General features: G+C 70.0%; 13 protein-coding genes. 5 read left to right on the top strand and 8 right to left on the bottom strand.

Annotated features, from left to right (window positions below):
* Positions 1-66 precede the first annotated feature (66 nt).
* Both rlmB and cysS read right to left on the bottom strand, forming a co-directional pair.
* Positions 67-1,056 (bottom strand): 23S rRNA (guanosine(2251)-2'-O)-methyltransferase RlmB, encoded by a 990-nt coding sequence (gene rlmB, locus AC3ENX_RS01555; RefSeq protein ID WP_434810086.1) that lies wholly within the window; start codon positions 1,054-1,056, stop codon positions 67-69.
* Positions 1,040-2,482: a cysteine--tRNA ligase gene (gene cysS, locus AC3ENX_RS01550; RefSeq protein ID WP_434810085.1), complete on the bottom strand. Its 1,443-nt coding sequence runs from the start codon at positions 2,480-2,482 to the stop codon at positions 1,040-1,042. The genes rlmB and cysS overlap by 17 nt, the downstream gene beginning before the upstream one ends.
* Positions 2,483-2,656: 174 nt before the next feature.
* Here cysS and AC3ENX_RS01545 point away from each other — a divergent pair, with 174 nt between their 5' ends.
* Positions 2,657-3,574: a DMT family transporter gene (locus tag AC3ENX_RS01545; RefSeq protein WP_434810084.1), complete on the top strand. Its 918-nt coding sequence runs from the start codon at positions 2,657-2,659 to the stop codon at positions 3,572-3,574.
* A 34-nt stretch (positions 3,575-3,608) separates the two neighbouring features.
* Positions 3,609-4,091 carry a GNAT family N-acetyltransferase gene (locus AC3ENX_RS01540; protein ID WP_434810083.1) on the top strand — a complete coding sequence of 161 codons (483 nt, stop codon included), beginning with the start codon at positions 3,609-3,611 and terminating at the stop codon, positions 4,089-4,091.
* Between the two features lie 12 nt (positions 4,092-4,103).
* On the opposite strand, the gene ispD is transcribed toward AC3ENX_RS01540, so the two are convergent.
* A complete protein-coding gene (gene ispD, locus AC3ENX_RS01535; protein ID WP_434810082.1) occupies positions 4,104-5,294 on the bottom strand; it encodes a 2-C-methyl-D-erythritol 4-phosphate cytidylyltransferase in 1,191 nt (396 codons plus the stop codon).
* Between the two features lie 39 nt (positions 5,295-5,333).
* Positions 5,334-5,816 carry a CarD family transcriptional regulator gene (locus tag AC3ENX_RS01530; RefSeq protein ID WP_434810081.1) on the bottom strand — a complete coding sequence of 161 codons (483 nt, stop codon included), beginning with the start codon at positions 5,814-5,816 and terminating at the stop codon, positions 5,334-5,336.
* Between the two features lie 144 nt (positions 5,817-5,960).
* Here AC3ENX_RS01530 and AC3ENX_RS01525 point away from each other — a divergent pair, with 144 nt between their 5' ends.
* Positions 5,961-6,431: a DNA modification methylase gene (locus AC3ENX_RS01525; protein WP_434810080.1), complete on the top strand. Its 471-nt coding sequence runs from the start codon at positions 5,961-5,963 to the stop codon at positions 6,429-6,431.
* A gap of 8 nt (positions 6,432-6,439) precedes the next feature.
* On the opposite strand, the gene AC3ENX_RS01520 is transcribed toward AC3ENX_RS01525, so the two are convergent.
* Both AC3ENX_RS01520 and AC3ENX_RS01515 read right to left on the bottom strand, forming a co-directional pair.
* Positions 6,440-7,123 (bottom strand): response regulator, encoded by a 684-nt coding sequence (locus AC3ENX_RS01520; RefSeq protein WP_434810079.1) that lies wholly within the window; start codon positions 7,121-7,123, stop codon positions 6,440-6,442.
* Positions 7,120-8,319, bottom strand: coding sequence for a sensor histidine kinase (locus tag AC3ENX_RS01515; RefSeq protein WP_434810078.1), 1,200 nt, complete (start codon positions 8,317-8,319; stop codon positions 7,120-7,122). The genes AC3ENX_RS01520 and AC3ENX_RS01515 overlap by 4 nt, the downstream gene beginning before the upstream one ends.
* Before the next feature lie 177 nt (positions 8,320-8,496).
* Between AC3ENX_RS01515 and phoU the strand changes: the two genes are divergently transcribed.
* Entirely contained in the window at positions 8,497-9,180 is a 684-nt protein-coding gene (gene phoU, locus AC3ENX_RS01510; protein ID WP_434810077.1) for a phosphate signaling complex protein PhoU, read from the top strand.
* A gap of 68 nt (positions 9,181-9,248) precedes the next feature.
* Here the strand turns inward: phoU and AC3ENX_RS01505 are convergent, their stop codons facing one another.
* Positions 9,249-9,998, bottom strand: coding sequence for a phosphoglyceromutase (locus AC3ENX_RS01505; protein ID WP_434810076.1), 750 nt, complete (start codon positions 9,996-9,998; stop codon positions 9,249-9,251).
* Between the two features lie 40 nt (positions 9,999-10,038).
* Between AC3ENX_RS01505 and AC3ENX_RS01500 the strand changes: the two genes are divergently transcribed.
* Positions 10,039-10,851: a class I SAM-dependent methyltransferase gene (locus AC3ENX_RS01500; protein WP_434810075.1), complete on the top strand. Its 813-nt coding sequence runs from the start codon at positions 10,039-10,041 to the stop codon at positions 10,849-10,851.
* A gap of 22 nt (positions 10,852-10,873) precedes the next feature.
* Here AC3ENX_RS01500 and AC3ENX_RS01495 read toward each other — a convergent pair whose 3' ends face one another.
* Positions 10,874-11,965 carry an FUSC family protein gene (locus tag AC3ENX_RS01495; RefSeq protein WP_434810369.1) on the bottom strand — a complete coding sequence of 364 codons (1,092 nt, stop codon included), beginning with the start codon at positions 11,963-11,965 and terminating at the stop codon, positions 10,874-10,876.
* Position 11,966: the final 1 nt, after the last annotated feature.

Here is an 11,966-nt window from a genome sequence, read left to right as displayed (position 1 = left end):
CTTTCGTAGCGGCTCTGCTGGGACGCAACCGGTCACGCTGCGAGATTCTTCCCGAAACGGCTCAGTTCATTCCGCGGCGGCGCGGATCGTCGAGACCTGATAGAGCGCGACGGACGCCGCGATCCCCGCGTTCAGCGACTCGGTAGCCGACGAGATCGGGATCGAGACGATCTGGTCGCATGTCTCGGTGACCAGGCGCGAGAGGCCCTTGCCTTCCGAGCCGACGACGATCACGACGGGGCGGTCGGCGAGCTCGAGCGCCGGCAGCGAGACGTCGCCGCCTCCGTCCAGGCCGAGCACGAAGACGCCCTGCTTCTTGAACTCCTTGAGCGTCGTCGTGAGGTTCGGCGCGATCGCGACCGGGATGCGGGCGGCTGCGCCCGCGCTCGTCTTCCACGCGGCCGAGTTGACGCCCGCCGAACGACGCTGCGGAACGATGAGGCCCTGCCCGCCGAACGCCGCCGTGGAGCGGATGATCGCACCGAGGTTGCGCGGATCGGTCACGCCGTCGAGGGCCACGAGCAGCGGGGTCTCCCCCGTCTCGATGATCTCCTCGAGCAGGTCCTGCGGGTGCGCGTACTCGTACGGCGGCACCTTGAGCGCGACGCCCTGGTGCACGCCGTCGAACCCGGCCATGCGGTCGAGCTCCTGCCGGGTGACCTCCAGCACCGGGATCTCGCGGTGCGTCGCGATCGACAGCATCTCTTTGACGCGGTCATCCATCTCGACGCGCTGGGCGATGTAGAACGCGGTCGCGGGGATCTTCGCCCGTAGCGCCTCCAGCACGCTGTTGCGCCCGGTGACGTTCTCGGTGTCGTCGCCGGCCTTCGCCTTGGGCGCCCGGTTCACGTTCCCCTGCTTCGGGCGCGGCTTGCCACCGGATGCCACATAGCGCTCCTGGGCGGCCTTGCGCTTGCCGGCCGGATGCCAGGCGCGGTCCTCCGCCTTCGGCGTCGGGCCTTTGCCCTCCAGCGACCGGCGTCCCTTGCCGCCAGAGCCCTTCGTCGGGCCCTTCTTCTTGCCCTTGCCCGCGGACGGGTTACCGAACTTCGCCATGGTTCACACTCCAATGGGTCCCGTCGGGACCGTCTTCAAGGGCGATGCCGGCCGCCGCGATCGCGTCGCGGATGCGGTCGGCCGTCGCCCAATCCTTGCTGGCGCGCGCCTCGGCGCGCTGATCGATCATGGTGCGCACGAGGACGTCGAGGGCGCCCATCCCCCGCTGCACGCCAGCCTTCCAGCGGGTGGTCGAGGTCATCGGGTCGATGCCGAGCACCGCCGTCATCGACGCGACGGCCGTGAGGGCCGCGCGTGCCGCATCGAGGTCGCCGGCATCGAGCGCGATGTTCCCGGCGCGGACCGTCTCGTGCAGGGCGGCGAGCGCCTGCGGTACGCCGAGGTCGTCATCCATTGCCGCGCCGAACGCCGGCGGGTACTCGCTGCCGAAGAATCCGAACGCGCCCTCGTCGGTCGGGAACACAGCGCGCACCGCTCGCTGCTGGAAGGCCGAGATGCGCTCCAGCGACGCCTCCGCCTCAGCGAACGTGCTGTCGCCAATGTCGAGGCTGGACCGGTAGTGCGCCGCGAGCAGCGCATAGCGGACCACGAGCGGGTCCCGGCCCTCGAGCACATCTGCCGCAAGCACGTAGTTGCCGAGCGACTTCGACATCTTCTGGTCGCCGACGGTCACGAGGCCGTTGTGCACCCAGTAGCGCGCGAAGCCGTCACCGGCGGCGGTCGACTGGGCCAGTTCGTTCTCGTGGTGCGGAAAGCGCAGGTCGAGTCCGCCGCCATGGATGTCGAACTCAGCGCCGAGGTAGCGGCGACTCATCGCCGAGCACTCGATGTGCCACCCCGGCCGCCCTTGACCCCACGGCGACGCCCACGTGGCGTCGGCCGGTTCGGACGCCTTCGCGGCCTTCCACAGGGCGAAATCGCGCGGGTCGCGCTTGCCGGCATCCGTGTCGGGCGATGCGTCGAGCGTGCCGGCCCGCTGATTGGTCAGCGCGCCGTACTCAGGCCACGACGGCACGTCGAAGTAGACGCTGCCCGCGGCGGCATACGCGTGCCCCTTCGCGATGAGCGTCTCGATGAGTTCGATCATCTGCGGGATCGAACCCGTCGCGCGCGGTTCGTACGTCGGCGCAAGGATGCCGATGGCGGCATACGCCTGCGTGAACTCCTGCTCGATGCGGTACGCCAGGCCCCACCACGGCTCGTCGAGCCACGGTTCGTCGGGGTGGACGGCGTTCGCGAGCACCTTGTCGTCGATGTCGGTGACATTGCGGACGAACGTGACGGTGCCGAAGCGGTGCTCGAGCCAGCGCCGCATCACGTCGAACGCGAGCGCCGCCCGGAGGTGACCGATGTGCGGACCCGACTGCACCGTCGCCCCACAGACGTACATCGTGACGTTCGACGGGTCGAGCGGCGCGAAATCGCGCAGCGCCTGCGCCTTGGTGTCATAGAGCCGGACCGTCACCAGAACAGCCTACCGGCGGCCCGCGCGCTTCAGCGGGTGGTGACGGTCAGCATTCATGACGTCGGGCCGCTCAGCAGGTCTCGACAGCGGCCAGGCCCGAGCGGGTGACGGGTGCGGGAATCGGCATCCCTCAACCGTACGGGCAGCACGCGGAGGGCGTGTAGAACTGGAAGCGTGATCCCCGTCCTCGCCGTGCTGGCAGCCGCCGTGCTCTTCGGCACGACGGGGACGGCGCAGGCCCTCGGCCCGGGCGACACGACGCCCCTGTCGGTCGGCGTCGCCCGGCTCGTGATCGGCGGCACGGCGCTCGCGGCGATCGGACTCGGAATCGGCCGTCGGCAGCGTGCCCGACAGTCCGCACCGCCCCGGCTGACACGCCGTGCGTTCGCGCTCATGGCCGTCACCGGCGTCTGCCTCGCCGCCTACCAGCCGCTGTTCTTCCTCGGCACCGAACGCAGCGGGGTCGCCGTGGGCACCGTCATCGCGCTCGGGTCGGCGCCGGTGCTGGCGGGACTGCTCGAATGGGCGATGACCCGGCGCCTGCCGAGCCGGGTGTGGATGACCGCGACGGCACTGGCGACGGTCGGGGTCGCGGTGCTCGCCATCAGTGGTGGCGGCGCAGGGGGCGCCGATCCGCTCGGCATCGTCGGGTCGCTGGGCGCCGGGGCGGCGTTCGCCGTGTTCGCGAATGCGCAGCGGCGGCTCATGGATGACGGCTGGGACCCGTTCACCGTCGCGGGCGCGATGGGAGCCGGTTCGGCCATCTGCGGCGCACTCGCGCTGCTGTTCGTGGATCTCGGCTGGCTCGCCTCGCCGGGCGGGCTGACGGTGGCGCTCTGGCTGGGCCTTGCGACCATCGCCGTCGCCTACACCCTGTTCACCTGGGGACTGCAGCGGCTCACGGCCGCGACCGCCGCCACACTGACGCTCGCCGAGCCGCTCACGGCAGGGATGCTGGGGGTGCTCCTGCTCGGCGAGACCCTCACGGGCGGCGCCGTCATCGGCATCCTCGTCCTTGCCGCCGGTCTCGTGCTGCTCGCCGTCTTCTCGCGGCAACCGCGAGACCCCGCGCCGTACGCCGCCGAAGCGTGATGTGCGCGAAACCTGCGCGCGCTACGGTGTGCGCATGACCGGAACCTCCGATGCGCCCGTGCTCGACGTGCGTGCCGACGACCTGTCGGGTGCGGCGACGCGGGCGCTCATCGCCGCCCACCACGCCGACATGCGGGCGACGTCACCGATCGAGAGCTGCCACGTGCTCGACGTCGATGCGCTGCGCGAACCCGGCGTGCGGTTCTGGTCGGCCTGGAGCGATGACCGGCTCGCTGGCATCGGGGCGTTGAAGGATCTCGGCGACGGCAGCGGCGAGATCAAGTCGATGCGGGTGGATGACGCCTTCCGCGGAACCGGTGTCGGCCGCGCCGTGCTCACCCGCATCTTGGACGACGCGCGCGAGCGCGGCATGACGCGGCTCTGGCTCGAGACGGGCAGTCAGGCGTCGTTCGCGCCTGCTCGCGGGCTGTACGCCTCGGCCGGCTTCGAGCTGTGCGAGCCGTTCGGCGACTACCGCCCGGACCGCCACTCGGTCTTCATGACGATGGCGCTCTGACGACGGTCGCGCTCACGCGGGGAGCACGACTGCCACGGCGAACGCCGCTACGCCCTCGCCAGCGCCGGTGAACCCCAGCCCGTCGGTCGTCGTGGCCGACACCGCGACCGGTGCACCGAGCGCCGTCGAGAGCACCTGCTCCGCGTCGACGCGGCGTGCCGCGAACCGCGGACGATTGGCCTGCACTTGCACCGACACGTTGCCGATCCGGTAGCCCGCGGCTTCGACGAGTTCGCGCGTCCGCCCGAGGAACGCGTCGGCGTGCGCACCCGCGTACTCGGGGTGGTCGGTGCCGAAGTGCGTGCCGATGTCACCGAGACCGGCGGCCGCGAGCACCGCGTCGACGATCGCGTGTGCGACGGCGTCGCCGTCGGAATGCCCGTGCAGCGCCACCTCGCCGGGCCACTCCAGCCCGGCGAGCCAGAGCGCGCCCTCACCGCCGAAGGCGTGCACGTCGGTGCCCACCCCGACCCGGGGCGCGGCGACACGAGGGAACGGATGCACCGGCGTGACGGGCGTTGCGAGCAGCGCGGCGCGCTGGAGGTCGGCCGGCGTCGTGATCTTGAACGCGCGCTCGTCGCCCGGGACGGTGAACACCGGAAAGCCCGCGTGCTGCACGAGCGCCGCGTCGTCGGTGAAGTCCGCTCCCGCAGCGCCGTAGGCGGTGTCGAGGATGTCCCGGCGAAACCCCTGCGGGGTCTGCGCAGCGGCGAGGTCGGCGCGGTCGACGGCGGCGACGACGGTGGATGCCGCGACCTTCTTCAGCGTGTCCACGACCGGCAGCACGGGGAGTACAGCATCCTGCCCCGAGCGCACCGCCTCGATCACCCGCGCGAACACGTCGGGTGGCGTCAAGGCGCGCGCCGCATCGTGCACGAGCACGATCTCGACGTCGGGCCACACGGCATGCAGGCCCGCCGCGACCGACGCCTGTCGCGTCGCGCCACCGGCGACCACCGAAACGAGGTCGCGTCTCGAACCAGCAGCCTCGTCGGCGTCGGTGCGGGCGTCACCGAGTCGATCCTCGGGCGCGACGATCACGACTTGCGCCTCCGGGCCCGCGAACACGCCCGCGAGCGCGTGGCGGAGGATCGTGTGCGCACCGAGACCGACGAACGCTTTCGGCATGTCGGCGCCCAGACGCGTTCCGGATCCCGCCGCGACGACGATGACGGCCACGCGCGGTGCGGCGATGATGCTCATGCGTTCGAGGCTACCGATCGCACGGCCCTCCGGGTCGGGTCAGGAAGCGAGGACGTCGTCCAGAACGGAGGACGCGTGCTCCTCGTCGGACTTCAGCGCGAGCGCGATCTCGGAGACGAGGATCTGGCGTGCCTTTGCAAGCATGCGCTTCTCCCCGGCCGACAGGCCGCGGTCCTGGTCACGGCGCCACAGGTCGCGCACGACCTCGCTCACCTTGATGACATCGCCCGAAGCGAGCTTCTCGAGGTTCGCCTTGTAGCGGCGCGACCAGTTGGTCGGCTCCTCGGTGAAGGGAGCACGCAACACATCGAAGACCTTCTCAAGGCCGTCCTTGCCGATGACATCGCGAACGCCGACCAGATCGACATTCTCTGCCGGAACCTCGATGACCAAGTCGCCCTGGGTGACGTTGAGCTTCAGATACTTCTTCGTCTCACCCTTGATGATGCGGTCCTTGACCTCGATGATCGTCGCGGCCCCGTGGTGCGGATAGACGACCGTCTCGCCAACCTCAAAAAGCATGCAGTTATGTCCTTTCGGCAACCTCCAGAATACCACAGGCGACATACGCTAAGGTTCTCCGGCGCAGGGGCCCACCGCATCCCGCACGCACGCGCGCGCCCGTTAGGATGGACACGTCGTCGTCTGCACTTATCTGGAGGATCCGTGAACAAGCGCGCCATCGCCTCGCTCGCCCTGGGACTGGCCGTCGTGCTCGGCGCATCTGGATGCGCCATGATCTCGCCGCAGGCGACCACGATCCCCTACTCTCCCGCCGAAGGCGTCAACGTCGCCGACTCGTCGGGCCCGCTCAAGGTGCGCAACGCACTGATCGTCTCCGACCCCACCGGGGATGTCGGCAACTTCATCGCCGCCGTCGTCAATGACACCGACACGTCCGAGACGCTCATCGTCGGTGTCGCCGGTCAGACGCAGACGGTCAACGTTCCCGCTCGCAGCACCGTGAGCCTCGGCGTCGACGGCGCCGCGCCGCTGCTGTTCGAAGGACTCGGCGCCGAGGTCGGCGGCGGCGTCGACGTGTCATTCCAGTCAGGCGACGGCACCGCCGTCGAGACCGCAGTGCCGGTGCTCGACGGCAAGCTGCCGTACCTCAGCGAGTTCGTCCCCGCTGCCTGAGCGGGCGCTCAACCCTCGAAGCGGTAGCCGAGCCCGCGTACGGTCAGCAGCATGACCGGCTCGCTCGGGCTCTTCTCGATGCGCGATCGTATGCGCTTGATGTGCACGTCGAGCGTCTTTGTGTCACCGAAGTAGTCACTCCCCCACACGCGATCGATCAGCTGGCCGCGGGTCAGCACGCGACCCGCGTTGCGCATCAGCACCTCGAGCAGTTCGAACTCCTTCAACGGCATCGAGATCTCTGCGCCGTCGACGGCGACCGTATGGCGGTCGATGTCGATCGTGACACGGCCGCCCTCCAGCACGCGCTCCTCGACGTCGAGCTCGGGGGCGTCGGATCGGCGCAGTACCGACCGCATCCGCGCGAGCAACTCACGCGACGAGTACGGCTTGGTCACGTAGTCGTCGGCACCGAGTTCGAGTCCCACGACGATGTCGACCTCGGAGTCCTTCGCCGTGAGCATGATGATCGGCACCTTCGAGGTCGTGCGGATGATGCGGCACACCTCGGTGCCTGCCATACCGGGGAGCATGAGGTCGAGCAGCACGATGTCCGGTCCGTGCGCGGCGAACGCCTCGAGTGCGGTGGGCCCGTCCTCGGCGATCTCGACCTCGAACCCTTCGCGACGCAGCAGGTACGCAAGCGGGTCGGCCAGATCAGGCTCGTCCTCGACGATCAGCACGCGGGTCATTGCTTCTCTCCCTTCGCCCGAGTCTTCGACCGGGCGGATTTCTTCTTCTTCTTCGTGGACCCCGCCGAGGGCGGCGCCGGCACGGCAGGCAACCGGACCGTGAACGTGGAACCACGACCGGGGCGGGACCACAGCACAACCTCACCGCCGTGACGCTGGACGGCGTGCTTGACGATCGACAACCCGAGCCCGGTCCCGCCGGTTCGACGGCTGCGGGCCTGATCGGCCCGGTAGAACCGCTCGAACACGCGTTGCTGGTCGCCCTCCGGGATGCCGATGCCGCGATCAGTCACGGCGATCTCCACGGTGCCGTCACCGTCTTTGACGCCGATGCCGACCTGACCACCCTCGGGCGAGTACGCGATCGCATTCGCGATGAGGTTCGCGATCGCATCGGTGAGAATCTGCGCGTCGCCGCGCACGAACAGCCCCTTGGTGCCACCGCGGACGACCGTGATGCCGGCCGCCTCGGCGGAGACGGCCTGCGATTCGATCGCGGAGCCGACGAGCTCGTCGACCGAGATGTCGCGCAGCTCCGACAGCTCGGGCGCCGACTGCAGGCGCGAAAGGTTCATGATGCGGCTCGTGAGCTGACCGAGTCGCCCTGCCTCCGCCGACAGGCGACCGGCGAAATGGCGCACCTGCGCCTCGTCATCAGCCGCCATCTCGATCGCCTCGGCGAGCAGCGTGATGGCGCCGACGGGGGTCTTCAGCTCGTGGCTCGTGTTCGCCACGAAGTCACGCCGCATCTCCTCCACCCGCTCGCGCTCGGTGATGTCACGCAGCAGCAGCAGGATCAGTCGCGGTGTGATGACGTTGGCGCGAGCGGTGACGAGGCGATCATCTGCGGGGAGCGTGCCGCGCGTGAGGCGGAGGGTCTCCGATTCGGCTCGCCCGCTCCCTCGCGCCGCCCGCACCAGCGCCCGTAGTTCGTCGCCGACGAGGGTCTCACCCTCCGTCATGCCGAATGCCGCCGCCGGCCCCGAAGCCGCGACCACCTTGAAGGATCCGTCCACGACGACTGCGGCGTCGTCCATGCCCAGGAGAACGGCGGCAGCACCGTCGGGCACGTCCAGCGACGACTCCTCATGCACGCGGTCGCGCGCACGCAGGGCGATCATCACGAGTCCGACGACGGCCGCTCCGATCACCACGCCAAGCGTGAGCGCCAGCAGCGCCAGCAGCGTCGGTTCCATGGCTCTCAGCGTACGGTGGGTGACGACCTTCGAAACGACCGGTTCGGCCCCGTACGGCCGATCACCGCCCGATGTTCACCGATGCGGCACCGTTCGTTAACCTTCGAGGGGGATGATCTCGGAGGCCGCGCGCGGACAGTGCCGCGCGCCCCGGGACGAGACAAGTTAGGACCATCCATGCGCGAAGTGTTCCACCAGTCGCTCGAGGACGTGCGTTCACGTCTGGTCGAGATCGCCGACCTCGTGACGGTCGCCATCGACAAGGCCACACGCTCGTTCGCGACCAGTGACGTCGGCCTGGCCGAAGAGGTCATCGAAGCCGACCAGATCATCGACGTCAAGGCTGTCGAACTCGACGAACTCGCCATCGAGATCCTCGCCCGCCAGCAGCCGGTCGCCCGCGACCTGCGCATCGTCGTCGCCGCCCTCCGCGTGAGCACGTCGCTCGAGCGCATGGGCGACATCGCCGAGCACATCGCGCAGCTCACGCGGATGCGCTTCCCCGAGCGGGCCATCCCCAAGGGACTCAAGAACACCTTCACAACGATGGGCGAGCTCGACGTCGAGGTGGCTCGCACGCTCAGCGAACTGCTGCGCACTGAGAACCTCGCGCTCGTCGAGACGCTGCGCAACCTCGACGACGAACTCGACGACAAGCACATCTCGGTCTTCGAGAAGGTCCTCAGCGACAACTGGAAGGGCGAGGCCGCCGCAACCGTCGACGCGACGCTCGCCAGCCGCTACCTCGAGCGCTTCGCCGACCACGCCGTGTCGGTGGCCAAGAAGGTCGCCTACCTCGCGACCGGCGACTGGACGCCCGACACCGACGCGATCACCGTCGTCGACGCCGACGCGCGCTGACACCGGCCGCAACGAGCAGCGAGCCCGGATGCCGATCGGCATCCGGGCCCGCTGCTTTGTCGTGCGTGTCAGTGCTTGCCCTGGTTGGCGACGGCGGCGGCACCCGCCGCGGCCGCTGCCGGATCGAGGTACTCGCCGGCGCCGATCGGCGCGAAGTCCGCATCCAGCTTGTATACGAGCGGGATGCCGGTGGGGATGTTCAGCTCTGCGATGTCGGCGTCGCTGATGCCTTCGAGGTGCTTGACGAGGCCGCGCAGCGAGTTGCCGTGGGCCGTGACGAGCACCGTCTTGCCGGCGGCGAGGTCGGGCTTGATGTCGGACTCCCAGTAGGGCAGCATCCGGTCGATCACGATCTTGAGCGACTCGGTCGCGGGCACCTCGCCGTCGATCCCGGCGTAGCGGGGGTCGCCGACCTGGCTGAACTCGGCGTCGGCCGGCAGCGGCGGGGGCGGCACGTCGAACGAGCGACGCCACAGCATGAACTGCTCCTCGCCGAATTCCTCGAGCGTCTGCGCCTTGTCCTTGCCCTGCAGCGCACCGTAGTGGCGCTCGTTGAGGCGCCATGAGCGCTTGACGGGGATCCAGAGGCGGTCGGCGGCGTCGAGCGCGATGTTCGCAGTCTGGATCGCGCGGCTGAGCACCGACGTGTGCAGCACGTCGGGCAGGATGCCCGATTCCTTGAGCAGCTCACCTCCGCGCTGTGCCTCGGACCGGCCCTGCTCGGTCAGGCGCACGTCCACCCATCCGGTGAACTGGTTGGTCTTGTTCCACTCGCTCTGCCCGTGGCGGAGGAGAATCAGCGTGTAGGGGGCACTCATGCCGCCATCCTATCGACGTCACCCCTGGCATCATGGGCTCATGACGCCAGGACCGGTCGGGCAGATCACGCGCGGCACGACCGGCACCAACCGGCTGCGGCGCATCGATCGGTGGATCGCACGGCATCCTGTGCTGCGTCGCACCGATGACCCGCTCGTCGTCGACCTCGGATACGGCGCGAGCGGGGTGACCGCCCTCGAACTCGAGGCCCGGCTGCGGCGGAGCAGGCCCGATGTCGAGGTGCTCGGGTTGGAGATCGACCCCGAGCGGGTCGAGCGCGCCAGGCAGCAGCTCCGGCTGGTGCGCGAGGGCCTCACCGACTTCGCCACAGACGCCCGGGTGCGGTTCGCCCGGGGCGGCTTCGAGGTGCCGAGCGACCGTGCGCCGGCGGTCATCCGCGCCTTCAACGTGCTGCGGCAGTACGACGAGGCGGACGTCGCAGGGGCGTGGCGCCGCATGACGTCGAGACTGCAGCCCGGCGGCATGCTCGTCGAGGGCACGTGCGATGAGCTCGGTCGCATCTGCACCTGGATCGAGGTGGGCGCCGATGCGGCACCGCGCACGCTCACCGTCTCACTGCGGTTGACCGGCCTGGACGCCCCCGCGATCGCGGCCGAGCGACTGCCGAAGGCGCTCATCCATCACAACGTCCACGGCGAACGCGTCCACGCCTTCTTGAGCGCGCTCGATGCTGAATGGACCCGCGCGGTCGCTGCCTCCGCCTTCGGACCGGTCCAGCGGTGGCGCACCGCCCTCGATGCCCTTGCATCGGCGGGGTGGCCGGTGTCGGGGCGGTCCCGCTGGCGGCTGGGTGAAGTCACCGTGCCATGGGATGCCGTCCGCCCGGACTGATCGGCACCGCACAGCGGCGAGGTCACAACGACGGCAGGATGCCGCGGGCGTCGGCGGGCTCCATGCCCGTCGCGACCAGCAGGTCGACCGCGAGCGGACGGAGGGCGGCGACGAGGTTCTGGTCGCCCGAGCCCGCGCCGATCTCGGGGTCGAGTCGTGCCGCGACGGCCCGGATCGCCTCTCGAGCCGCAGGCTGCAGCGAGATGTCGGCGAGCGATCCGCCGAGCAGCGCCGTCCCGACGCGCAACTGGATGAGGAGGTCCGCAGCCACCGGTCGGTGTTCGCCGTCGCCGATGAGGTAGACGCAGCGACGGGCGATGACGCGGAGATTGCGGGTCGCGAAGTCGGCGTGCGTGAGCATGCGCTGCTGCCGGGCCAGCTCTGAGCGCTGCCGCCGGAGGAACGGTGAGATGCGGGCGATCGCCGCACCGGCTTCGACCGATCCGCGCCACTGGTCCAGCGGCGCCTGCAGCGCGCGGGCCTTCTCGAGCGCCCGTTCGGCGCGCACACGGTCACCGCGCAGCAGCGCCTGCGCGACGGTGCCCATCGCGTTGTCGAGGCCCGTGAACAGCGCTTCACCGTCGGCGACGGCCCGTCGCAGCGGACTGCGCGGGATGAGGGCCGTGACGACGAGCGCGACGACGCCGCCGATCGCGCCGTCGACCAGACGCAGCCCCGGCGCGCTGGCGGGCAGGACCATCACGATGAGCGACTGGATGGCCGCCGCGATCGCGAATCCCGACTGCGACGACAGCACGCGAGCGACGAGCAGCGTCGCCGCCAGCGCGACGCCGAGTTGCCACCATCCCGCGCCGAGCAGCACCAGCAGCAGCTCTGCGACGAGGATGCCGACGACCATGCCGACGACCGTCTCGAGCACCCGCAGCGGACGGGCATCACGCGCGAGCCCGAGACTGGAGATCGTCACGGTCGCTGCCAGCAGCGGCGCCTCGTGACCGAGGCCGATGTGGGCGATGAGGTAGGCGAGCGTCGCGGCGACGACCAATTGCGCGATCGCAGGCAGCGAGTCGCGCACGCGGTGCAGGCGCGCGGCGAGGTCGAACCGGGAACGCCATCCCGTCGGAACCGGCGCCGTGGGCGGCACCTCGCTCATG

It is taken from the genome of Microbacterium sp. bgisy189 (genome assembly GCF_057707225.1).
The sequence above is the reverse complement of the archived record's forward strand: the minus strand, read 5'-3'. Positions and strand labels throughout refer to the sequence as shown.

Bases quoted from the DNA above. Each gene is read 5' to 3' on its own strand.
- phoU (WP_434810077.1), top strand. From the start codon at position 8,497: ATGCGCGAAGTGTTCCACCAGTCGCTCGAGGACGTGCGTTCACGTCTG.
- AC3ENX_RS01520 (WP_434810079.1), bottom strand. From the start codon at position 7,123: ATGACCCGCGTGCTGATCGTCGAGGACGAGCCTGATCTGGCCGACCCG.
- AC3ENX_RS01540 (WP_434810083.1), top strand. From the start codon at position 3,609: ATGACCGGAACCTCCGATGCGCCCGTGCTCGACGTGCGTGCCGACGAC.
- AC3ENX_RS01505 (WP_434810076.1), bottom strand. From the start codon at position 9,998: ATGAGTGCCCCCTACACGCTGATTCTCCTCCGCCACGGGCAGAGCGAG.
- AC3ENX_RS01500 (WP_434810075.1), top strand. From the start codon at position 10,039: ATGACGCCAGGACCGGTCGGGCAGATCACGCGCGGCACGACCGGCACC.
- AC3ENX_RS01495 (WP_434810369.1), bottom strand. From the start codon at position 11,965: ATGAGCGAGGTGCCGCCCACGGCGCCGGTTCCGACGGGATGGCGTTCC.
- rlmB (WP_434810086.1), bottom strand. From the start codon at position 1,056: ATGGCGAAGTTCGGTAACCCGTCCGCGGGCAAGGGCAAGAAGAAGGGC.
- AC3ENX_RS01515 (WP_434810078.1), bottom strand. From the start codon at position 8,319: ATGGAACCGACGCTGCTGGCGCTGCTGGCGCTCACGCTTGGCGTGGTG.
- AC3ENX_RS01530 (WP_434810081.1), bottom strand. From the start codon at position 5,816: ATGCTTTTTGAGGTTGGCGAGACGGTCGTCTATCCGCACCACGGGGCC.
- ispD (WP_434810082.1), bottom strand. From the start codon at position 5,294: ATGAGCATCATCGCCGCACCGCGCGTGGCCGTCATCGTCGTCGCGGCG.